This window comes from Candidatus Aenigmatarchaeota archaeon (assembly GCA_016932615.1).
In the GTDB taxonomy this organism is placed as follows: Archaea; Aenigmatarchaeota; Aenigmatarchaeia; order QMZS01; family QMZS01; genus JAFGCN01.
Map to the genome: position 1 here is coordinate 23,613 of JAFGCN010000011.1, position 22,482 is coordinate 46,094.

General features: G+C 46.6%; 23 protein-coding genes. 10 read left to right on the forward strand and 13 right to left on the reverse strand.

Annotated features, from left to right (window positions below; translation table 11 throughout):
* Positions 1-104: 104 nt before the first annotated feature.
* Positions 105-251, reverse strand: coding sequence for a hypothetical protein (locus JW727_03710; GenBank protein ID MBN2095127.1), 147 nt, complete (start codon positions 249-251; stop codon positions 105-107).
* A 5-nt stretch (positions 252-256) separates the two neighbouring features.
* Here JW727_03710 and JW727_03715 point away from each other — a divergent pair, with 5 nt between their 5' ends.
* Entirely contained in the window at positions 257-781 is a 525-nt protein-coding gene (locus tag JW727_03715) for a CDP-2,3-bis-(O-geranylgeranyl)-sn-glycerol synthase (protein ID MBN2095128.1), read from the forward strand.
* 23 nt (positions 782-804) lie between these two features.
* On the opposite strand, the gene JW727_03720 is transcribed toward JW727_03715, so the two are convergent.
* From JW727_03720 to topA, 4 genes are read right to left on the reverse strand one after another with little or no spacing between them, the layout of a single operon-like run.
* Positions 805-1,206: a hypothetical protein gene (locus JW727_03720; GenBank protein MBN2095129.1), complete on the reverse strand. Its 402-nt coding sequence runs from the start codon at positions 1,204-1,206 to the stop codon at positions 805-807.
* A gap of 6 nt (positions 1,207-1,212) precedes the next feature.
* A complete protein-coding gene (locus tag JW727_03725) occupies positions 1,213-1,494 on the reverse strand; it encodes a hypothetical protein (GenBank protein ID MBN2095130.1) in 282 nt (93 codons plus the stop codon).
* A 53-nt stretch (positions 1,495-1,547) separates the two neighbouring features.
* Positions 1,548-2,336: a hypothetical protein gene (locus tag JW727_03730; protein MBN2095131.1), complete on the reverse strand. Its 789-nt coding sequence runs from the start codon at positions 2,334-2,336 to the stop codon at positions 1,548-1,550.
* Between the two features lie 25 nt (positions 2,337-2,361).
* A complete protein-coding gene (gene topA, locus JW727_03735) occupies positions 2,362-4,563 on the reverse strand; it encodes a DNA topoisomerase I (protein MBN2095132.1) in 2,202 nt (733 codons plus the stop codon).
* Between the two features lie 169 nt (positions 4,564-4,732).
* On the opposite strand from topA, the gene JW727_03740 reads away from it, so the two are divergent.
* Complete coding sequence (locus tag JW727_03740) at positions 4,733-5,620, forward strand: hypothetical protein (protein ID MBN2095133.1); 888 nt, start codon at positions 4,733-4,735, stop codon at positions 5,618-5,620.
* 92 nt (positions 5,621-5,712) lie between these two features.
* On the opposite strand, the gene JW727_03745 is transcribed toward JW727_03740, so the two are convergent.
* Positions 5,713-6,450, reverse strand: a complete 738-nt coding sequence (locus JW727_03745; protein ID MBN2095134.1) for a geranylgeranylglyceryl/heptaprenylglyceryl phosphate synthase — start codon at positions 6,448-6,450, stop codon at positions 5,713-5,715.
* A 166-nt stretch (positions 6,451-6,616) separates the two neighbouring features.
* Positions 6,617-8,278 carry an MMPL family transporter gene (locus tag JW727_03750; protein ID MBN2095135.1) on the reverse strand — a complete coding sequence of 554 codons (1,662 nt, stop codon included), beginning with the start codon at positions 8,276-8,278 and terminating at the stop codon, positions 6,617-6,619.
* A 211-nt stretch (positions 8,279-8,489) separates the two neighbouring features.
* Between JW727_03750 and JW727_03755 the strand changes: the two genes are divergently transcribed.
* Positions 8,490-9,314 (forward strand): TrmB family transcriptional regulator, encoded by an 825-nt coding sequence (locus JW727_03755; GenBank protein ID MBN2095136.1) that lies wholly within the window; start codon positions 8,490-8,492, stop codon positions 9,312-9,314.
* Positions 9,315-9,423: 109 nt separating this feature from the next.
* Here JW727_03755 and JW727_03760 read toward each other — a convergent pair whose 3' ends face one another.
* Both JW727_03760 and amrB read right to left on the reverse strand, forming a co-directional pair.
* Positions 9,424-9,966 carry a hypothetical protein gene (locus JW727_03760; protein ID MBN2095137.1) on the reverse strand — a complete coding sequence of 181 codons (543 nt, stop codon included), beginning with the start codon at positions 9,964-9,966 and terminating at the stop codon, positions 9,424-9,426.
* 57 nt (positions 9,967-10,023) lie between these two features.
* Positions 10,024-10,845 (reverse strand): AmmeMemoRadiSam system protein B, encoded by an 822-nt coding sequence (amrB, locus tag JW727_03765; protein MBN2095138.1) that lies wholly within the window; start codon positions 10,843-10,845, stop codon positions 10,024-10,026.
* Positions 10,846-10,889: 44 nt separating this feature from the next.
* On the opposite strand from amrB, the gene JW727_03770 reads away from it, so the two are divergent.
* The 3 genes from JW727_03770 to JW727_03780 all read left to right on the forward strand — a co-directional run bounded on the left by JW727_03770 (position 10,890) and on the right by JW727_03780 (position 12,719).
* A complete protein-coding gene (locus JW727_03770; GenBank protein MBN2095139.1) occupies positions 10,890-11,372 on the forward strand; it encodes a pyridoxamine 5'-phosphate oxidase family protein in 483 nt (160 codons plus the stop codon).
* A gap of 73 nt (positions 11,373-11,445) precedes the next feature.
* Positions 11,446-11,931: a flavin reductase family protein gene (locus JW727_03775; GenBank protein ID MBN2095140.1), complete on the forward strand. Its 486-nt coding sequence runs from the start codon at positions 11,446-11,448 to the stop codon at positions 11,929-11,931.
* The gene (locus JW727_03780) at positions 11,928-12,719 is read left to right on the forward strand and encodes a TIM barrel protein (protein MBN2095141.1); all 792 of its coding nucleotides are present in this window, start codon (positions 11,928-11,930) and stop codon (positions 12,717-12,719) included. The genes JW727_03775 and JW727_03780 overlap by 4 nt, the downstream gene beginning before the upstream one ends.
* A 1-nt stretch (position 12,720) precedes the next feature.
* On the opposite strand, the gene JW727_03785 is transcribed toward JW727_03780, so the two are convergent.
* Complete coding sequence (locus JW727_03785) at positions 12,721-14,184, reverse strand: hypothetical protein (protein ID MBN2095142.1); 1,464 nt, start codon at positions 14,182-14,184, stop codon at positions 12,721-12,723.
* A gap of 67 nt (positions 14,185-14,251) precedes the next feature.
* Between JW727_03785 and JW727_03790 the strand changes: the two genes are divergently transcribed.
* Entirely contained in the window at positions 14,252-15,796 is a 1,545-nt protein-coding gene (locus JW727_03790) for a 2,3-bisphosphoglycerate-independent phosphoglycerate mutase (GenBank protein ID MBN2095143.1), read from the forward strand.
* A gap of 39 nt (positions 15,797-15,835) precedes the next feature.
* On the opposite strand, the gene JW727_03795 is transcribed toward JW727_03790, so the two are convergent.
* Complete coding sequence (locus JW727_03795; GenBank protein ID MBN2095144.1) at positions 15,836-16,342, reverse strand: hypothetical protein; 507 nt, start codon at positions 16,340-16,342, stop codon at positions 15,836-15,838.
* Between the two features lie 86 nt (positions 16,343-16,428).
* On the opposite strand from JW727_03795, the gene JW727_03800 reads away from it, so the two are divergent.
* On the forward strand, positions 16,429-17,169 hold the full coding sequence (locus JW727_03800; protein MBN2095145.1) for a hypothetical protein: 741 nt from the start codon (positions 16,429-16,431) through the stop codon (positions 17,167-17,169).
* Positions 17,170-17,741: 572 nt separating this feature from the next.
* On the opposite strand, the gene JW727_03805 is transcribed toward JW727_03800, so the two are convergent.
* A complete protein-coding gene (locus JW727_03805; GenBank protein ID MBN2095146.1) occupies positions 17,742-18,833 on the reverse strand; it encodes a replication factor C large subunit in 1,092 nt (363 codons plus the stop codon).
* A 79-nt stretch (positions 18,834-18,912) separates the two neighbouring features.
* On the opposite strand from JW727_03805, the gene JW727_03810 reads away from it, so the two are divergent.
* Positions 18,913-19,737, forward strand: coding sequence for a hypothetical protein (locus tag JW727_03810; GenBank protein ID MBN2095147.1), 825 nt, complete (start codon positions 18,913-18,915; stop codon positions 19,735-19,737).
* A gap of 55 nt (positions 19,738-19,792) precedes the next feature.
* A complete protein-coding gene (locus JW727_03815; protein MBN2095148.1) occupies positions 19,793-20,212 on the forward strand; it encodes an archease in 420 nt (139 codons plus the stop codon).
* 14 nt (positions 20,213-20,226) lie between these two features.
* Here the strand turns inward: JW727_03815 and JW727_03820 are convergent, their stop codons facing one another.
* On the reverse strand, positions 20,227-22,479 hold the full coding sequence (locus JW727_03820) for a hypothetical protein (protein MBN2095149.1): 2,253 nt from the start codon (positions 22,477-22,479) through the stop codon (positions 20,227-20,229).
* Between the last annotated feature and the right edge of the window lie 3 nt (positions 22,480-22,482).

Consider the following 22,482-nt stretch of genomic DNA (forward strand, 5'->3'; position numbering starts at 1 on the left):
TTTCATCTATAGACCCTCTCCCTCCTGTGTGTACCCTATCTACTCATTTGGAATAACGTATTTAAGCCGGAATGTAAGTGGAGTGTAATATAAAAAGACTATGCTTATTCCTCCTCAGAATCGACATCCAATTCTTCTCCGCAGGAAGAGCAGCAGACAGGGCCTTCATAGCCGTCATAGAACACCCTTAGCGGTATCTCAGTCTTTTTTCCGCAATTTGGGCATGATATAACTATTACCTTTTCCTGCATAAGTTATGTGGGACATAATACTTAATAGCCTGTGGCTGGTGATTCCCGCATATTGCGCTAATTTCATGCCGGTCTTCATCCGGGGAAAGACTCCAATCGACGGGAAACGAAATTTCAGTGACGGCCGGCGCTGGTTTGGCGATGGAAAGACTTATGAAGGGCTTATTGGGGGGACAATATTCGGGATAATTGCCGGCCTTGTCCTGATTTTGCTTCAGAATGCCGGCTTTGCCGGGTACGCAGGAATTTCATTTGAGCACACTTTCCTCACGATATTTATGCTTTCATTTTTTGCGCTTCTGGGGGACTTGGTTGGCTCTTTTTTCAAGCGCCGCCTTGATATGCCCCGAGGCGCGCCTGCTCCGATTCTTGACCAGCTGGACTTCCTGATTTTTTCGCTTTGCTCTCTCTCACTTTTCTACAGAATGCCTCTTGACTGGGTCGTGTTTCTGGTAATTGTTACCCCCTTTATCCACAAGGCCTCAAATGTTTTTGGCTATATTATCAAGTTAAAAAAGGAGCCCTGGTAGGGGCGGTAATTCCTTTGCGGTTTTTAGCTGCCAGAGCTTGCTTTTTCACTACCCTGCGGCAAGCTTATCTGCGGAGCCATGCCATAACTTTTCAAAAATCCTCCTAAAAATCCCGCTGCTGCGCCGGCCTTGTCAAGGTTTCCCTGAAGCGCTTCTGCCGACTGGCTTGCATAGTCCGGGCTTACAAAGTTTCCAAGATACTCGAACCCATTTATGACTGCCTCCCCAAGGTATGGCGTATGGTCGAGCACTTCTCCGCTTACGGCGCCCATCAAGGCCCCGGCAATGGAGCCAATGACTATGAGGCCCCCAAGCGCGGCAAGCCCTCCAATGCCGTAAACTGCCTTTTTGCTGGGGGAAGTGTTTCCCCACCACTCTCTTATTGCCATTTCGTATTCTTTTCCTTGTTTGCTTTTGTCATCCATAATAGCTTAGAGCTTGCATTTGGAATATTCGTATGCTGCCGCTACGACATTCGGAGACACCCCCCAGGGGCTTCGTCTTGCAATGTACTGAGGTCCGCTTTCTTCCAGACCATCTGATTTTAGCCCGCTTCGACAAAAGGCATCGGCAGCCAACAGGTGTGCAGGAGTAAGTATAAGTTTTTTGGAATCGTCTATTAGAGTCATTGCGAGGGCAACTCCTATTGAACTACTGCCTAGGGCATCTCTCATATCTTTTGGAGCCATGTCATAAACCCGAATTTGTCCCATAATCTAACCTCTCCAAAAGTATTCCTTTGCAGAAAGCACTACGATTGTGGTTCTTATGTAATCTTATACGCTGTGGTGGGCATGTTATACTGGGCAACGAGTTTGGGAATATTGCTTTTTACACCACCCCCCCGGCTTTTTTTGAGCATTCCCGGAAGAACTATATCTCCCAAAAAAGCCACATGCGGTTTTGGCTTGCGGCTTTCTCCATAATCTTCCAGAATCATTTCTCCCCCTTCATTAAGATGCATGCTTCCTCTGGGCCTAAGCCGGATGTCAATTTTTCTTGGCTCATAACCGTCATCCAAAAGGCCGCCTACAAGCCGAGGCACCATTTTAACTGCCTCTGGATGCTTGTCTTTCCACTCTTCCCTGTCCCAAATGTGGCTATAGTAATATATTTCTGCGCTTAGGGGCTTATTTGTCTCATCAGGCTTTATGTGTCTGTTATAAAGGTGGGTGAGTTCCGTCAGGTCGGTGCGATTCTTATCGCCTATACCGACAATATGCCTTAAGCCGCTTTCGGCGCTGAAGGGTAAGTCACAATAGAGGTATGCGAAAGGAAGCATTTGTTTTTCATTTATCCAATGGTTTCCTTCATTCATTACTTTCTCGATTTCAGGATCCATTCTTGGAGTATACTTAGTGGTACAATTGAAGGTGCCAGGCAAATCATAGTGCTGTTTGACTTTTCCTAAAAATACCTCATCCTCTTTAGAAATAGGCAATTGCAAGCCAATTTCTACGCTTTCAAATTTTCTGTTTTCAAGAATCTCGGTTAAATCTCCCTTTCCAATTTCTTCTAATATTCCTACCAAAGCTTCCTGCTGCGAAGTTCTCATAAATCTATCTATCCTTTAGTAATATTTATTCCTCTTTTGTCTTCCTTGGAGCCCTCTTCTTGGTGGTTTTGCCCGCCTTTTCCCGGGGCGCTTTTTTCTTTCTCACTGCCTTTGGCTTTGTTTTATTGGCCGTTTCTCCTGCCTTTGGGATTACGGCGCCTTCAGGAGAGGCATCTTCCGGCTTTTCCTTCTTTTTTGCGCCCCAGTCTTTCTTGGTTTCGCAGTTAGGGTCAAGGCACATGGTGAACGGGCGGTGGCCTTTTCTGATTATCTTCAAAATAGGAGTATTGCACTTTTCGCAGGTTTTGCCGGTCTTTTCAATCGCGCAGTTGTAAGGGAGTGGATAAGCATTCTTGCAGTTTGGGTAATTGGTGCAGCCGACAAACCTCGAGCCGTTGTACATCCTGATGAATTTCAGCTCTCCGTCGTCGCACTTCAGGCAGGGGCCGAGCTTATTTTGGATTTCCTGCGTCTCCAGCGCCGAGCCGGAAAGCTCCTGCCCGATTTCTTTTTCGTGAGCCCGGAACTTTTTGAAGGTGCTCGTAAGGTTTTCCTTTGCTTCTTCGAGGACGTTTTCGCGCTTGTTTGTTCCTTCCTGAATCTGCTCCATTTCGCTTTCAAGCTTTACCGTCAGTTCTTCGGACACAATTTCGGGCACGAATTTTTCAAGAGTGGTAATGAGCCGCACGCCAAGAGTGGTTGCTTTTATCTTCTGCCCTTCGATGTAGTTTCTGTCATAGAGAATCTGGATGATGGCGGCTCTTGTGGACTTTGTGCCAAGGTTTCGCTTTTCAAGCTCCTTGATTAAGCTTGCCTGGTTGTACCGTTTTGGGGGCTGGGTTTCCTTGTCAAGCATGTTGAGGGCGTCGACAATCAGGACGGTTCCTTTCTCCTGGCTGGGAAGCTCTACTTCTTCAAGCTTTGCGTAAGGGTACATTTCAAGCCAGTTCTTTGCGATAGTCCTTGCACCTGTGCAGTTGAAGGCATAAGCGTCGATAAGGGCGGTAACCTTCATGGACATCCTTTCCGCCGGCTGGCCGAATATGGCAAAGAATCTGTGGACTATAAGCTCGTAAAGCTTTTCAGCATCCTTGTCCAGTTTCTCCGGCTCTTCTCCGGTCGGGTAAATTGACGGGTGGGCCGGGTCGGTCTTGTTTCCTTCATTTGGCTTAAGGTCTTTTCCGAGAAGCTGCTTTCCAAGTGGGTACCTTTTGGCGAGCTTTTCCAGGATCGGCTTGTACTCAATAGACTCAGGAAGCTTCTGGGAAGAAGTTCGGGGGTATGAAATTACCCCCTGCAGGTAGAGCCCCTGGGCGATGCTCTGCGTCCTTGACGGGGCATAGCCGAATACACGGTAAGCTTCTGACTGGAGGTCTGTTAAATTGAAAGGTGTCGGGGGGTTAAGCTTGTGCTTTTTTGTCTGGATATTGTCAACGACTGCATTTTTTCCCTGGCAACTGGAAAATATCTTTTCTGCCTCCGGCTTTTCCCAGATTTTGTCAGTTTCGTACTCAAAGGTGAGCGTTTCCGGGAACTTTTCGCCTTTTCCGTTCCTGCTTGTCTGAAAATTAATCTGCCAGTATGGAACCGGCTTGAACGCCTCGATTTCAAGCTCGCGCTTTACTATGAGAGCAAGAGTCGGGCCCTGAACCCTTCCGGAAGAAAGAAGCTGGTAGCGGTTTGTCGCAGTCCGAATCGAGCCTGTAAGCGCCTTTGAAATATTGACGCCGTAGAAAAAATCCAGGTAGTGCCTTGTAAGCCCTGCCTCAGCCAGCCCCAGGTTTACACCATTCTTTCTTGTATCAAACGCTTTTTTAAGCTCTGGCTTTGTGAGTGTTGAAAAGCACATCCTTGTTGCCCTGCTTTTCCCGCAAAGGAAGCGGTAAATGTTGTACCCGATAACTTCGCCCTCGACATCGTAATCTGTTGCGATTGTGGTTTCCGTTGACATCTTTCCGAGGTGCATCAATACCTTGTGGAATTTCGCAGTAAAGCTGTTTTTCTTGAAAGCCGGCGCCCAGGAGAGGTCGAAATTCGGGTAGGGCCTTTTCTTTTCCTCCTCAAGCCCGAAGATATGGCCTGCGGCTGAAGCGACTATTGTATTGCCATCGGGCGACTCGAAGTAGCTCACGCCCCCTGTCGCTTTTTTGGCGGTGTAGTTATCAAGAATCGCGTCTGCAATCTTCTTTGCCGCAGTCGGCTTTTCGGCTATAATCAGGTGAACCATTATTTAAAGGGGCAGTATCTTTTTTAAGGTTGATGCTATGGAAGGGCAAAAAATACATCCTGCATCAGGAAGCTTTCTGGAGATTGCATCTATGATTTTGCTGTGGCATGGACAACGAATGGACTAATATCCGCTTCAATATATAGCTTATTTTTCCCTATTATTAATAATGCCCAAACAGGACTTGTTTGTTTGGCTTTTTGTAGCCCTCTCGGTTTGCATTGCAATATTCTTTCCATATCTTGTCTTTCTAGTCCAGTCGCCGGTTTCAGCATCGCAGCTTGCTATTTTGATGAATCTGGTGCTGCCTTTGCTTTTTATTGCCTTCTTTGGAGAGTTTATTCTTCACCCCCATAAGGCAAAGAGTCATGGCAAAGGGCATAGAAAAGCCCCCCGTGCAAAAGCTTCAGTTTTACAGTTAGTTGGGCTCAAAGTACCCGTCTGGCTTGTTTCAGTTCTTCTTGGCCTTTGCGTGATGCTGCCTGGGTTTGCAGGCCTTATCTGGTATTCGGGGGCTATGGCTTACCCCAGCACGGAGCTTTTTGAAGGCATATTCTACAATATGTTTCTGGTGCTTGGCGCTGCAATAGCAGTTATTTCCTATACTCATCTGTGCAGCAGGAACCTCTTGGAAAAGAGGTTTCTGACTTTTCAGCTTCATGCGCCGGTTTTGGGGGTTCTGTTTGGGCTTATTGGCGCGTTTCACGTCCTGCTTATGATGGTGTTTGGCTATTTCTGGTCATATACTGAGTTTTTCCCCACGCTCTTCTATGGGGCATTTGCCCAGACATTTTATGATATGATGATCCTTGCGGGGGTAAATCTGGTGATGCCTTTCGAACTGGAGTTCATATTTGGTTTTTTTCTGATTGAGATGGTAACTCTGCTTACGATTTACTTTACGAGGCGCACCTATGGGTCTGACCATGTAATGGAGCAGGGAATGCTTGCAAGAAACCTCGCTCTGGCAATGTTCTTTTATGCCGTGCTGTTTGTCTTAATACCTATGTTGTTCTATCCATTTTTCATGACCTCAGTCTTTGGATACGCGATATAGTCAGTTATTTTTTAAGTTTGGCTACCGGGCCTGCTATTTGGATTTAGTGAAAAGTGACCCTACTGCCGAATGCTTTAGGATAATGGCTGTAATTACCTGTATTTCTTGATTGTGCCTATAATCTCCCTTAACTTTTCGCGGTTTCCTTCGTTTATTGTCCCTGTGACGATAATGTCTGCGCCAGCATTTAGCTTTTCCAAGGCAGTTGACTTGTCCCTTATGCCGCCGCCCACGATTACGGGGATATTAACATTCCTTTTTACATGCTCTATGACCTGGTTTGAGACAGGGTTTTCCGCTCCACTCCCCGCCTCAAGGTAAAGAAGCTTCATTCCAAGGAACTGGGCGGCAAGAGCGTAGCTTGTTGCGATCTCCGGCTTGCTGTTTGGAAGAAGCTTTGCCCTTCCCACAAACTGGGATGTGCAGGTCTTTCCTGACTCAAACATAAGGTAGCCCATCGGGATTGGCTCGATTCCATAGGCCTTTATCAGGGGAGCCCCCTTGACGGGCTCTTCTATAACATAGTTTACGTCTGCTGAGTTCAAAAGACTCATAAAGAATATTGCATCTGCATGCTTTGAGATTCCCGCATGTGAGTGTGGGAAAAGGATTACTGGAAGCTTGCATGCCTCTTTTATTGCCTTTACGGTTTCATCCAAGCTAATTACTACTGTTGGGGAAGACCCGCCAATCATGAATGCATCGGTTCCGCATTCTTTTGCGAATTTTGCAAGCTTTACCGCCTCCTCCACGGGCTGTTTGTCCGGGTCAATAAGCGTGAAGTGCAGCTTTTGCGACTTGCCTTTTTCGGCCAATTCATCAAATATCATAATAATATCTTAGTTTAAATAAGGTTTTTGGGGCGGTTCTTTTTATATTTATTTAACTCTAAAATTTGGGGCATGCTCTTTTCTGGCAATATAGTCACTAAAGAACCGTTTGTGAGTGGTAATCCTTGGGGAACATTTAAGAGCCAGTATTGGGCGAAAGATTGCCTTAAGCGGATTCCTTCTCGTGAAGGTACTCTACGTATTTGCTAAAAGCCGGCCTTGTGATGAGTATCCCTACAAGGACACCTACAATGGTGGTGAGCGCAAAGCCGCCGATTTCCTTGAATATGCCAAAGCCAAGGAACAGTATTGGGATCATTGCAAATATAGTTGTGGCGCCTGAGCCAAGTATCATGGTGTAGGCCCTCTTAAGGCCCTCTCGTAAGGTGTATTTTTCCTTCTTCTTTGTGGTTTCGTCAACAATGAATATCTGGTTATCGACTCCAAAGCCGATTGCTGCAATAAGTCCCGAGAGGGCAAGGGAGGACAGGTTCCATTGGGTAAGGGCTGCAAAGCCAAGGATTATCACGACTTCGCAGAGCATTGTCGCTATCACTCCCAGGGAAATCCTGAATTTCCGGTACCGGATAAATATGGCCGCGCTTACCACAAGTATGGCGCTAAGCCCTGCAAGAAGAATCATTCTGAGGTAGCTTTCCCCAACCGTTGAATTAAGCCGGTCGATGGACACAATTTCCACTTTTGTCGGCAAGTCGCCGGATTTCAGGACCGCTTTAAGCGTGTCCCTGCTCTTTTTGGCGCTTTCTTCTGTGTCGCCGTATCCAGTGATAACCGGGTTTGTGACTTGCTTTCCTTTCAGTGAGGCAGAGATCCCAAGGGCGTCAAACTCCTTTTCGTCAAGGTAGAGGTGGATTTTTTCCGAAAGAGAGCCCTCGTCCGAGCCGGGAATGGTGTTTAGGTTCTGAGTAAGCTCGGCAAACCTTTTTGAGCCGCTTTCCGAAATAACCACGCCAAACTGGTACCTGTAGCCGGTTCCGGACCTTTGAAGGTAGCTTGCCTCAGGAGGTATGCCTACATTAATTATATCCTTGCTGGTGAAGACCTGCCCCTCGATTACCGAAAGCTTGGCTGTTACGTTTTTGACGCTGAAAACAATGCCATTAAGCTCAAAAATGTCCCCTGTTTCGTAGGTCTTGCCGTTTATAGTAATGCTTGTTTCATCCTTAATCTTGAGGGTGTACTCTTCATTCTGTCCCCCCGTATATTTTCCAAGCAGGAATGTCCCCTTGTCCTTTATTGTAAGGGGGATTGTCGCCTTGAAGTCGCCCCTTCTTGAAAGGAGCTGTTCGATTTCCTGAGGGCTTCCGCCAGCAATGGAAACCATCAGAAGCTTTTCGTCCCCCACTTCGACTTTCCTGAATTCTGTCTGCCTCAGCCCGTAAACGTCGATTCTGGTCTGCAGGACTGAAACAATGTCATCAAGAGTTGAGTTTGTAAGGTTTTCGGGCCTGAGCAGCGCCCTTGTGCCTCCCTGTATGTCGAGCCCGAATTTCAGGTTAGAGCCCGGGATTTTTTCAGTAGTGAGGTTGAATGTGTCGTTTCCATCGAGTAGGATGGTTTGTGTTCCATAATCTGTCCTGAGGGTAAGGTAGCCGGTTTTTCCCTGGAAATCTGCAAGCTGTGCGGGGCTGGTAAGGTCTGTAAGAGTCCCTTCCCCCAGCATTCCTGCGGCATAGATTATAGTCCCCGACTTGAGGTTTCCGTAAAAGGGGCCATACCCGACAGACGTGACTTCCAGGCCTTTTGGGCTGGGATCCGGGGAAATCGCCCAGATAGATACTGCAAGCGCCACAAACAAGATTAGCATTTGCCAGCTCAAAACCAGTTTCCTGAGGCCCATAAGATTATGACAAAATTAATAATTTGGCAGAAAGGGCTGCTTTCGGCGCTGATTCAGATGTAATACCTACTCTTATATATATCTTTCCTGCTAAGTAAGTTATCGGCTATCCGTCAATTGACTATTCCTTTAAATGTTTTTTGATAAGCTATTTATATATAAGAAAATAACCTATAATATGGTCATAACACAAATCGTACCAAGGAAAGTCTTGGAGGGTCTGAGGGGCATTGGCTTGAACCTTTATGAGAGAAATATCTATGCCGCTTTGCTTATCAAGAAAGTAGCTACTGCAAGTGAGCTTTCAGACTTGTCCGGAGTTCCCAGAGCAAGAGCTTATGACGTGCTCGAGTCACTTGAAGAGAAAGGGATGGTAATCATACAGAGCGGAAGCCCATTCAAGTATGTGGCAGTGGAGCCAATGGAAGCAGTGGAGAGGATGAGAATGAACATTCTCAAGCACGCTGAGGCATCAGGAAAGCGGCTGCGGGAACTTAAAGACAGCGAGATAATGAGGGATTTGACAACCCTTTTCCAGAAAGACCTTCATGTTGTCAACCCTTCTGACTTCAGCGGTGTCATAAAGTCCGAAGACAAGGTCAACTTTCACGTCAAGTCGATGCTTGGCAAAACAACCAAGTATGCAAAGATTTTGACTTCAGAAAGGGGGCTTGAGAACCTGACATACCACATAAAGACGCTTAGCAAGCTTAAGGGCGCAAAGGTGCCGGTCTTTGTTGCAGCGCCAATAACCGACAGGAACAAGAGCATTGTTGCAGAGCTTTTGCCTTATGTGGAGATAAGGGACATTTCGGGGCTCAAGAAAGACTACTCTAGGATGCACATCTTCGACGGAGCGCATGTCATCTTGGGGCTTACCGACGAAAAGGAAGTCGAGTCAACACAGGACACAGTCTTCTGGACGCAGAGCGAACACATGGCAAAGAACCTAATGGAGCCGGTTTTCGACCACTTGTGGAAAAAGGGAACCCCTCCTAAGTAGATTCTATATTATTTTTGCTGTTTTTTAAGCTTGAATTGTTTAAACTCTGATTAGGGGCTTAGCCATAGATTTGCCTGAATCGCTTTTGGGGTAGCCACAAGGCATTCGACTAGTTTGGCAGTGTTTCTTTTTCTCTTGATCCATATTCCTTCCCTATGTATCCCCCCACGCCTCCGATCAGGAGGTCGCCAAGGGTATCTTTTTCAAATCCGCAGCCGAATATGCCAAAAGAGGCCTCAACAAACTCCCAGCCAAGCATTAGGCCAAGTATTGCGGGCATCACGTATTTCTGATAGTTTTTGCCTTTTGCCTTTCCGTAGGAATCGGCAAACCGTGAAAGCCCGTAGCCAATTGCAAAGACCGAAGCAAGATGCATTGGAATGTCATAGCCCTCCTTGCTGTAAAAGTACCCTAAGAGATAATCGTTTGGGTCTGCCTGAGACATATCCTCAAAGGTGATGGACTCGTAGACCCTTTTTGCATTTTCAGGGAGATTTCCCAGGCCCTTTATTTCCTCTGTTCCAGGCAGCCCGTCCTTGTAAATGCTCATAAAGCCCGCAGTGTCAAGCACGCCTGCAATTGCAGCAGAGTATATGAGCTTATCATCAGGCACTGCCTTTATGGATTCCCAGAAACTTTCCTTTTCAGACATACTTATGAATGTTTTTAAATATTATATTACTTTAAAGTGACACTTATTTTCAGAGGGTTACCTAAACAAAAGCCCGCCGTAACCCACAATTGCCGAAACGTCATGCGAAACAGAAAATGATGTGTCATATGCGATTTTTTCCACCGTTTTGGCGCCGAGAATCTTCATGACCTCCATGAGAAGGGCAATTGGGACATAGCCGCAGACAGTCATGTCATTGTCCTCGATGAAGTCAACGAATTTTTTCGTGTCGCCCTGAACAATTAGGTCGATAATTTTGGAGTCAAGAGTTTTTACATATTCGTCCGGCCCGTAGATGCTCTCCTTTGGCACAAATCCGTAATTTGAGCCGAAATGCGTGAAGTCAGAGGATGCGATGTAGATTGTATTTTTGTCGGCTATTATTTTTGCAAGATCCTTAATCTCGTCGAGCGGGAGTCTTGGAACCTGCAGCGGCACAAAGGTGAAGTCACTGAACAGGTACTGGAGGAAGGGAATCTGGACCTCTATGGAGTGTTCACTTTTCATTTCCCCGGGCGCTTCCATTATGGCCTGCTCTTTAGTGATGCGCTTTATCATCTCAAGGTTTACTTTTGCGTTTCCAAGCGGCGTTGACCAGTCTTCAGTTGAAGTTGCTATTATACCTTTGCCATAATGGTCGGTTCCAAGAATTACGAAGTTTTTCTTGTCGCTTCTTGAAACGGCTTTGTATGTTTTTGCTGCAACGGGCCCTGAAAACAGGTAGCCCGCATGAGGCACAATGAGCCCCCTTGCTTCCGGGAAGTGCGTGGTTTCAGCCCCAAAGAACATCTCAAGCCCGGATATAAGCTCCCCATGGTCTGCAGGGTAAAACGTGCCTGCGCCAATCGGCAATCTCATAACATTAGGTCTTTTGATTTATATGGTGGGAAGCGGCAATTATTATGGGGGCCTTTAGAATTCCTTTTCTTGGAGCAAAAGGGCAGATGCGTCTAATAGAGTCCAATTTTCTTTGCAGGATTGCTTTTGGAGGAAGCGAATTCCCATATATTGCACCTTTCTTTTACGTCCTTGAAAAGGGCCGGATTTATGTTATCGCTTCCAACTATGGGCTAAAGCTGGCACTTATGGAAAGCCGGCCAAAAGTGTGCCTTGAGATAGAGAGCAATTCTGGCGATTTTTCCAGCTTTTTCTTCGTACGGCTTCTTGGAACTATTTCCATTGTAAAGGATGCAACCGAGGAAAAGGCAGTGAGAATGAGATTTTTCAAGCTTTTTTCTTCCGGGAAGGTTTCGGAGAGGGCGCTTACAGCAATAGGGCTTTTGGAGACCGACCCCCCGGAAGCGATTCTGGAAACTTCACAAAATCTGGTCTGGCGTTTGGACGTTTCAGAAAGCAGGGCGCTTGGTTTTGGAGAGTTACCTTGAAGAAACCAGGTGCAGGAGCGGCAGTGTGCAGGCACCCCTAAAATCGGTCTTTATATGCCGCCTTGCTTTAATTATGAGGATAAGCGAGCAGATTTTTCCAAGGGCGGTTGCGCTTCTTGGCACCTGCGGAAAAGATGGGCGGCCGAACCTGATGTCAGTTAGCTTCATAATGCCAATCAGCTTTGACCCCAAATATGTCGCGTTTTCCATCGCCCCCCACAGATTCAGCTATTATAATCTTCAGCAGGTAGAGGAGTTTACTCTCAACTTTCTTGATACCCGTCAAAAAGAGCTTGCAGCAATATGCGGCGCCTATTCCGGGCGGGACAAGGACAAGTTTCAGATGTGCGGGCTTGACCCGATAAGGTCTAGGAAGGTTTTTCCTCCCGTGGTTTACTGCCCGGTAAGCTACGAGTGCCAGGTTATGGACATGAAAGAGCTTGGAGACCATGTCCTGGTTGTCGGGGCTGTACTGGAAGAATGGGTCAGGCGAAAGGACTTTACGCCGCTTCTTCACAAGGGCGGAAGTGAGTATATGTCTCCTGTGGGGCTAAAATGATTTGCCTTGGGCCGGGGGGCCTTCCGACAATAACGAAGGGAGACACCATTCAGGGGCTCAAGGATCTGCATTCAATTGGCCTGAACTTCATGGAACTCGAATTTGTCCACAGCATTTATCTCAAGAAAGACAAGGCAATAGAAATAGGCAAAGCTGCAAAAGAGCTTGGCATAGGGCTTTCAGTCCATGGGCCGTATTATGTCAACTTTGGAAACCCCGAAAAATTTGCCCCAAGCAAGAAGAGGATTCTTGACTCCTGCGAAATCGCGCATCACCTGGGCGCAAAATACGTTGTTTTTCATCCCGGCTTTTACGGAAAATTGGCGCCTGAGACGGTTTACAAAATGGTGCTGAAAAACTGCCTTGAAATACAGGAGGTGATTCTTTCAAACAATTGGGACGTGAAATTGGGGCTTGAAACAACAGGCAAAAAGTCGCAGTTTGGCACACTTGACGAACTGATAAGGATTTGCTCTGAGCTTAAAGTTGCTGAGCCGGTTATCGACTTTTCCCACATTTATGCAAGGCAGGGCGGCCACATTGACTACAAGGAAGTCCTGGACAAAGTTAAGCACTTAAAACACCTCCACACGCACTTTTCGAACATCGAGTATACGGATGCAGGCGAGAGGAGGCACCTGCCGCTTGGGACAGCAGGGCCGGACTTTGAGGAGCTTGCCAGGGAAATTGTAAAAAGAAACATTGACATCACGATAATCTGCGAAACGCCACTTCTGGAGCAGGACAGCCTGAAGATGAAGGGGTTTTTCGAGGAAATACAAAACTAGCTTAGCCGATGTCTGCTTCAGAACTGAATGGCGTTTTTTCTAGCCCCTCAAAATGGTAGGGGTATATTCCTTTGACACAGCCATAGCAGCAGTTGCCGCATATCTTTTTGGCTCCTTCATTGGATAGGTAGCCCACGCTGTCAAAACCACTATGTTCTGCCAGTTTTTTCTCGAACGCCTCATGGTTTTCCGCTACCTTTCGGGGGTCAAATTTCAAAGCAGTCACGATTAGGTCCTCCATATGAGTATCTATGCCGCTTCCGCACGGTCCAATTATCGGAGGTGAGCCAACTCTGATATGGACTTCGCTGGCGCCCTTTTTCCTTAGTTTTTCTGCAGCAACTGGGCCAACAGTGTTTCTTACAATTGAATCGTCAACCATAATGACGGGTCTGTCACGGACTTCGCCAATTACTGAGAGTCCATTTCTTGCCTTCTCTTTTCTAAGCTCGGGCTGGTCAAACATAAAGGATCTTAGGAACTCTTGGGTGGGATTTTTCATGAAAATGTTCCTGTCAGTTGCCCCATACCCACCCCCATAGCTAAGGCCTGAATTTGGAAGCCCTACAATAATAGCATTTGGCACTGCAGGATGTTCTAGTTTTAACATTCCCCCCAGAGCTTGCCTGAGATAATTAAGAGGTTTGCCCATGGCTAGCGAATCAGGTCTCATCTCATAGACATATTCAAAGAAACAGGGGGGATTTGAACGGTCCATTCTTTTGGTTTCAAATTCTCCACTTCCTATGTTGTAGACGCCTATTTCGCCAGCATTGACTTCCGTTATGTTTTTTCCACCAAGATTCTCAAATGGAGCTGTTTCGGAGGCAAAGGCAATAAAATCTTCCTGGTCTGAGCTGAATTCACACCTGCTTAGTGGTCGTATGCCATCTCGGGCATAAAACATACAGTCATTCTCCCTTTTAGGGTCTTTGTAGAGGCCGATAAGCGTAAACCCTCCATAGCCGAAGATCTTGTTGTACGTGGATTCAAGGGCTTCAAGTGGGTCTTTCTTCTCACAACATTCCTGAAGAAGGATCCCTCCAATAGTTGAGGTGTCATTGCCAGAGCCGTAAAAATCCACCCCTTTTCTTTCAAGTTCATCTCTCCAGAGATGATGCTCGGATATTTCACCGTTCATGGTGAGATCTAGGGTCAGACCGTTTTTGCTTACCCTGACCGGGTGGGCATTTGCGGGGCTGTTTTTCCCCTTGGTCTTGTATCGTGTATGCCCGATGCCCACCTTTCCCCGAAAGGCACTGTTTTCTATCACGGTTGGCGCGAAGACTTCCTTTGGCAGCCCTAGACCCCTATATCTTTGGAGGCCGGAATCGTCATACATTGTAATTCCACACCCCTGCTGGCCTCGGGTCTTCAGTTCTTCAAGCAAATATCTTGTGAATCCAAAGGTTTCAGCACTTGAGTTTCCACCTTGGTTAATGACCGCCATCACTCCGCAACCCATAATTGAACTTTATCTATATAGAGGGCTTTTGGAGGGGCTATTGTTAAGTAATATTTTCAGGTTATTTATGCGGAAAATCATCCTGATTATCATGGATGGCTGGGGCTGTGCTCCTGCGGGACCCGGAAATTTCATAAGCATGGCAGAAAAGCCCAATTTTGACTGCTATTTCAAAAATTACCCTTATGCTGAAAATGACGCTTCCGGGGAGGCCGTTGGACTTCCTCCCGGCACGCAGGGCAACTCAGAGGTGGGGCATCTTCACCTGGGGGCTGGAAGGATTGTGCTCCAGAAATATGGCCGGATTAACAAGTCTATAGAAAGCGGCGACTTTATAAAGAATAAGGAGCTAACTAAAGCTTTTGACCTGGCAAAAAGAAGAAAAGCCAGGGTTCACCTGGTCGGGCTTTGCTCGGATGAGGCGATACACGCGCACACGGACCATCTGCTCGCGCTTCTTGACATGGCTAAGAAGAGGGGCGCAAAAAACGTCTTTGTGCACTTTATTGCTGATGGAAGGGACGTGCCGGAGCACTCGGCCCACCGGTATGTCGGGATGATCGAGGAAAGGATGGGGGAGCTGAAGGTTGGCAAAATCGCTTCAGTTGTCGGAAGGTACTACGCAATGGACAGGGACAAGAACTGGGACCGGACAAAAGAGGCGTATGGCCTGATGGCTCTTGGAGTGGGGCACAAGGCAAAAAGCGCAAATGAGGCAATAGATAATGCCTACCAGAGAGGGGACAAGACCGACTATTATATCCAGCCGACAGTGATTGTTGGGAAAAATGATAAGCCAATTGGGCTTGTGAAAGAAGGCGACTGCGTAATTTTTTTCAATTTCCGCTCAGACAGGCCTCGCCAGCTTACCGAGGCCTTTATATCGAAGGATTTTAAGGGTTTTGACAGGCAGGCATGGCCTAAGACTAAGTTTGTGACCTTTACGCAGTATGACTCCACTTTTGACTGCCCTTTTGCGTTTGGAGAGGAGGACATTCCAAATAACCTTGGAAGCATTTTGTCTTCAAGCAAGGTTCGCCAACTGCGGATTGCCGAGACGGAAAAGTACCCGCATGTGACTTTCTTTTTCAATTCACAGGTTGAAAAGCCGTATCCTGGGGAGGAAAGAATTGTGGTTCCTTCCCCGAAAGTCCCATCTTACGACAAGAAGCCGGAGATGTCTGCTAGTGAAGTTACCGAAACGCTCCTTGAAGAAATCGAGAGTGGGGAATTTGGCTTCATACTCGTAAATTACGCAAACTGCGACCTTGTGGGGCACTCTGCAGTAAAAAGCGCGATAATAAAAGCAACTGAGGTTGTAGATGACTGTGTTGGGAAGGTTGTGGACGCAGGGCTTGACAATGGCTATACTGTGCTTGTTACCGCTGACCATGGAAACGCTGAGGACAAGCTCTATCCCGACGGAAAGCTAAAACCAAGCCATTCCCTGAATAAGGTCCCGTTCCTGCTGATTTCCCCTGAAAAGGAGCTCCGTAATATCCGGCTTCGCTGCGGGGGGCTAATCGACGTCGCCCCGACAATCCTGGATATCATGGGGATAAATAAGCCCACCGAAATGACGGGCGAGAGCTTGATTTCGAACAGAAATTAAGCAAAGACCTCTTCTTATTGCTATTTAATCAACCAAGCTTTAGAACCTTGGAGACTTTCGCACCTTTGCTCCCGAAAGATACCTGACCTCCGTAGGAAATAGCGCGCCGCCCCAAACTTGCTGCCTGTACCTTTCGGCTTCTGGCTTGCTGTTAAAGAAGTAGGGAAAGAGCGTCCTTTTGGGGCCGATATTTAAGCCAAAGCCATCAAAAACTCCCCAACCGCGCTCTACATTTAAAGTGCCATTTTCTTCAAACTGGTCGTAAATTATGGGGGTTATCGTATAAAACCCAGTTTTTTCCTCACCATCCCGAAGTTCTTCAAACCTATCCCATCTGACGCCATCGATTCCAAAAATGCCACCTACTTCTCCAAGGAGTTGTTCTTCCAAGCTTGTTCTTTCAGGTTCTGGAAGCTCTTCAAAGCGTTTACCCACATATGCTGAGACTGCTTTGTAGAAGGGAGTTTTATCTATCGGAGTGTGCAGTGGGCTTCCTTCAGTGTCTCCGAAGAGGCCTTCCCCGAAGTGGGCTTGTACTCGTGCCATAATCCAACTAGCTTCCCGGGGTGGTAAACGGGTGAGGTGTTGCCCACCACCACAAGGGATTGCTTTTTGCTATTATTCATTAGTTTATGCAGCTTGACGAAATTCTCATAGGGCTTGGGCTTACGGAGGGCGAAGCCAAGCTTTACCTGAAACTGCTCACACTCAAGGAGGCAACGGCAAGCGGGCTTGGAAAGGCGGCAAAAGTGGAGCGCCGGACAGCTTATGACATTGTCCGGCGGCTTAAGCAAAAAGGGCTTGTCTCTTCCATAGAGAAGGAGGGCAAGACATTTTACCAGCCGCTAAAGCCAAATAAGCTTCTTGACCTTATTGGGGAGCGGGAGGAAAATCTTGCCCGGATTAAGTCGGAGTTCGTGAAAGTATTGCCTGGTCTTGAATCTGTTTTTGGAGGCAGTGGCGACAAGGTCAATGCGAAAGTCCTTTCGGGAAAAGAGGGCCTGAAGGCGATGTTTATGGATGAGCTTGAAACTGGCGAGACAATTTACATAATCTGCACGGCTATAGTAAATGCCGAGGACTCGCTTCGCTACTTTCTTCCAAGGTTTACAAAGGAGCGGATTCGGCGCGGAATAGAAATGAAGATCCTGACAGCCGAAAGCTCGAGAAGGTTCCTGGAAAAGTACGGCCTCGTTGATATTCGGTTTTTGCCAGACGAGTATGTAAGCCCGGCAGGCATCACAATCTATGGAAACAAGCTTGCATTTTCAATCTGGTCGGGCGAGATGATAACCGTTCTTATCGAAAGCTCGGAAGTTTCTGAGAGCTTCAGGAAATACTTTTCCCTCATTTGGAATCTTGCGAAAAACTAAAACCCAAAAAATTTTTTAGGGTTTTCTAGAGGCAGTCCCTGAAGTTTGTCAGAAGCAGTTCTATTTCTCCGCTTCCTTTCAGGGGCAGGCCAATCAGATGGGGAAGCTGTCAGAGTACTCCCTAAGATTGTTTGGACTAGTGGCGTATATCGATGATTGGTGTTGCCCTGTAACACCTCTAAGAATCATTACACTTTTTATGGATGACTGGCTATTTAGAAGAGTTTAGGATTATTGGCCGAATGTAGGGGGATCCTGGCCCCAGGACTTTCCAATATAAGCAATTCGTATGCTTTGCTACCCTTTTTCAAGTACACCTCCCAACCAGAAGGCTGGCTTGGAACCACCAAGTGGTTTTGGCTTTCGCTATAAATCTCTAACAGTCGACTTTTGGATTCTCCAGAACTAAGACTTGTCAGGTAATGCCACTTCCTAGAATTCGGAGGAGTTGTTTCTGAAATCATATTTTCGCGTAAAATAATTTCGCCTTGCAGAAATATATATGCGGGTATTACTGGTTATTCCTTAACAGGAATTATTGTGAGGTAGTTTTTTGGTGGATTGAATACTCTTCATTTATTTATGAACTGCTTCAGGTAAGGCATCTCCTCGCTTATCACGTGCTTTGAGGTGTGCATCTTTCTTGCCATTTCGGCTAGTTCTTCCTGCTCCTCAGCGGACTTTTTAGCGCCGCCCATCTTTGTGACATATGTCGGAAAGCCATAGGGGATGTATTTCTGGTACATTTCCTTTTTCGAGAGGGCGACGCCAATCGTTATGAAGTCAATGTAATATTTTAAGAGGTTCCAGTCCTGGCGCTTCATAATCCTTTTCCGGTAGATATCGGCCAAGGCAAGCCACTCAAGCGCTTTCCTAAGGTCTTCACCTGCGTACTCCCGGCAGGCATTTTCCTCAATCCACCAGAACAAGTCTTCAGGCGACCGGTCCATCCGTTTGACAACGCTTTTTACCACGTCAATTTTCCTGGTTTTCAGTATCACCTTCACTAGGTCAAAAATGTTTTCCTCAGTATCGCGTTCGGAGAGGTACGAGAGGTCAAGGAGTTTTCCCTCGACAATTAAGCTTTCCATGTCATTTACCGCAGAGCGGACGCTTCCGTTTGACCTCTGGGCAATTCCCTTCAGGGTCTGCTCGTCGCACTCAGCTCCTTCCTTCTGGCAGATTTCCCTCAGGTGCTTAGCAATAGACAGGTAATTTATTTTTGTAAATGGCACTAAAAGGACATAGCTTCTCAATGATTGGAGCTTCTTGTCGTAAGCGTCGTTTGCGGTAAGGATTGTCGGGCAGGCGTGGTCTTTCAGGACTTTTATAAGCTCGGTTATGCCTCCCCGGTCGGTTCCTGACATTCCATCCACTTCGTCTACAAGGATGAGCCGCTTTTTTCCAAACAGTGTCGTCTGCTTTGCGATATTGGCCAGTCGCTTCATGCTTTCCTGGTCTCGGTAGTCTGAAGCATTGACCTCGTACAGGTCATAATTGAGCTTTTTTGCAACTAGGTGCGCAAGCAGCGTTTTTCCGACACCCGGGGCTCCGTGCAGTAAAATGGGCTTTTTGCTGATGTTCATCAAAACATCCTGGACAGCTTTGCTGTTTCCGATAAACTGCCGAAGGTCCAAAGACCTGTATTTTTCAAGGAGGGACATAATTGAATCTTTTTCTTTTGAAAAGAAAAAGCTCCAGGACCAAAAAGAAACCGCTCGATTCTTAAATAAGTGAGTTATTATGGTGTACAAGAAAGTTTTAGGGTCAGTTTTGCTTGGAAGTGTAGGTCTTTTCTTTCTGGTCTATTCAGCAAGTATTCCTGTAGAATTGCCTGGAGGAATCTATGTTCTTGAGATTTCTACTAGTCCAACAAATCCAGACCTCAAGTTGAACAGCTTCTTATGGAAACATAATTTTGAAACCAATGAAGGGCAAATTAATTTCACTTTGACAAGTGATGCCGCTGTAGACCACGTTCTTTTAGACTTTCCGATTTTTTTGAATGAGGATAAATATTCTGCAATTTGTACGACTCATGACAGTACTGTCAAAAATATTTTTACAGATTTGAAAGGTTCAGATGATCCTTCTAGGCATTCCGTGCTGATTCTATACAATGTTTCCAATTGTAAAAGCATAAACGTAAGCTATGATTTGGCGTTGGTTCCAAGTGGAGCTTTTATCCTAAGTCACCCTCAAGTTGACCTTTATGATTATAAGTACGGGATTAATTTTGTTTTGGGTCCTAATTACTTTTGTAGTGATTGCCTAAAAATTGAGAAAAGCAATGGAGTTAAGTCCTATGTGGGGAGTAGCAATAAGGATATAAAATTAGTTTTAGATACTGCTATTGAGAGTTGTATTTTGGATAATTGCCGTAAATGGCATTTGGTTAAATTAGAATCTCAAAATACCTCCTTTTGCAAGGATTTTTGCTTTGGTATTGGTGTTTCTCTGATTAGTGCTGCTATCGTATGGCTTTTTGAGATTTTCGTCAAAAATGGAGCGTTTGGTGGTGATGGTAAGCATACTCGTAATAAATCTAAGAAAAAGAAGCTCAAGTAGGTCTTGTTAGACCGTCTGGAATTTCTTTAAGCATTTAGAAAAAACCTTTTATCTTATGAAATACCGCTTTATTTCGGACCTGACTTCTGACGTCATGTTTGAGGCGCTTGGAAAGACTGAAGGGGAACTTCTTGAAAACTCTGCAGAGGCGATTTTTGCGGTGCAGGCAAAAATTGACCAGATTAGGCCGCTAAAAACCTTGGAATTTGACTTTTTTGGAGAAGACCTGCGCCAGACTCTTTTTCACTTTCTGAACCGGCTCTTGGCGGAAGCTGAAATCGCTGAGCTTTTCCTGTGCCAGTTCAAGGTGGAATTGGAAAAGCTGCCCGAGGGCTACAGGGGACACTTAACCGCAAAGGGCGAGCCGATTACCCCCGAAAAGGGCGGAACCGTCGTAAAAGCGGTAACGCTATATAATTTTAAGGTTGAGGAAACTGAAGGCGGCTTTAGGGCGACAGTTGTCTGTGACATCTGATTTTTATAAAATGATTAAACTCCGCCAGCAATTGTTACGTACTTTTTGACTGCTGTAGGAATTCCAGTCAGGCATATTAAGGAAACCCTTACAATCCCTCTTTCGGTTGGAGTGAAGCTTCTTGTTACTGGTGTGTTTTCGAAATAGACAATTCTTTCCTTTGTCACGTCAATCGGACTTCCTTCAGTGTTTGTAAGCACGATTATGCTTTTGCTACATCCAAGCGTGATGAATGTGCAGGGCTGGTTAAGGGCGCAGTCTTCATTAATCATAAGCTGTAGGGAGCTGTTCTGGCCGCCGCAGTCAGAAGGGCATAGCATAAGTGTTTCGCCGCAGTTGCAAACTCCATCTCCGCAGGACGGCACGAGGGTGCAGCTGGAGCCGCATTTTTTTAGGGCTGTTCCTGAGCAGGAGTTTGCGACAAGCCCGTCACATTCTGCGGGTGCAGTGCAGTCCGAAACTCCAGTTTTTCTGCATATTTTGTCGGGCCGGTCTTCCGGCTGGCAGGTTTCAGAGCACTGGTCGTGAATCTGGGGTTTTCCACCGTAAGCGCAATAGGATATTGCATCCAGCGGTTTTTTGCCAATGCAGATTTTGGCAGAGCCGCAGTCCAGGTTGCAGTTTCCGGAGGAATCTACTCCCAGCACCGGGCAGGAGATTGTTATTGTAAATTCCTTTCCTGAATTGTTTAGCTCGTAGCGGTAGCTGTTGTCAGTGTCCAGACCATAAACATACAATTTATGTGTGCTGTTTTTGAGGTTCTCGGGGAGCTTGAACTGAAATCCGTGATCTCCCGAATAGCCCGTAGCGTTGTTTACGTCAGGCCGGGAAAGGCCGGTATCTACTTCACCCACCTTTTGCCCGCTTCCCAGGGGGCCGTCCAGGTAGAATTCAAGGGTTATGGCTTCATTGTGGTCATCAGGGTCAAGCGCCCATCCGGAAACAAGCCCGGCAGAATTTATTGCGTCAAGGTAGCCAATTGGGCTTTTTCCTTTCTCGTCTGCGAAAAGCTCGTAAAGCTTGTTCATGGCGACAATTACGTCATTAAGGGATCCGATAATCGGGTAGCAGCGGTAGGTAAATTCATCGTCTTTTTCAAGGCCATATTCCCTGAAAACACAGTTCCATTTTACGCATGCGTTTCCCGCTCCGGGGTACTGGCTTTCAGGAAATCTCCACCTTCCATAACCAAGGTGCGCGCCCTGGTGTGCCGGCAGGTCCGGCGAGAAAATGCCCATTGCGTAAGTTGCGTTTGGGGTTGCAAATATGAGGGGGTATCCCTGCTCACCGGGTCCGTCGGAAATCGCATAGAGCCGCTTGGTTTCCGGGTCGTATTTCCAGAACCTTGAAAATTCGGGCGGCATATAGCCAGTTAGTGCTTCAAACACGCCGTAGCTTCTGGCTTCAGGAACTGTGAAAGTTATTTCATACTCTATGACATTGTCGATTCCTTCGTAGCCGATAGCAACTTCCTTAGAAACAACATAATCCGAAACGTTGACAGTATTCATTGCAGAAGTTGCGCCCGTACAATAACTGCTCGTCTGTCCGGGCTTAAGCCAGAATGCCATCTGTGTTTTTGCTGCGAGCCGGTTTTCACTGGCTTCAAGGAAACGGAGAACGCTTTTTGTCGTGTTGCCTTTGCCGTCGGCGGCAGAGCCAGCTTCAGTCGGGTTATAACATTCGCTGTAGCTGTCAAGTGAGCAGGCCGACTGGAGCTCCCTTCCGTGGTCATAGCTGTTTATGAACTCCATCCCCCTCCAGGTAAGAGAACTTATTGCTCCGGCGGTTCTTTCGCTGGTTTTTATTGTGACATTATCTCCGTCAAATTCTGCAACTATCTCTGAGGTTGCGTTTGGCTTGGGGAGAGGCGTCTTTGGGGAGTCGGTGAGCTTGAAGTTTGTCCCTCCTTCAGTGTCAATAGCATAGCCATATGTCTCGTAGTAGCCATTCTGATAAATTTCCGGAATTTCCCAGGCAAAGCCATGATCGCCGGGAAAGCCAGTGGCATGGTTTACATCCGGCCGGGACATATTTGCAAGCACTTTTCCGATATATTTTTTTGACCCTTCAGGTACCGAGACATAGAAGTGAACATATATTGGGTCCATGGGCATGTCAGGGTCAACCGCCCAGCCGATTGCCCACGCCCCGCCGGATATTGCTTCAAAGGTGCCTACTGGAACATCATTTGCAAGGCAGAGTTGTGGATATGATATGAAGAAAATTGTCAGAAATGTGAGGAAATGCAATAAGCGGATTTGCATAAA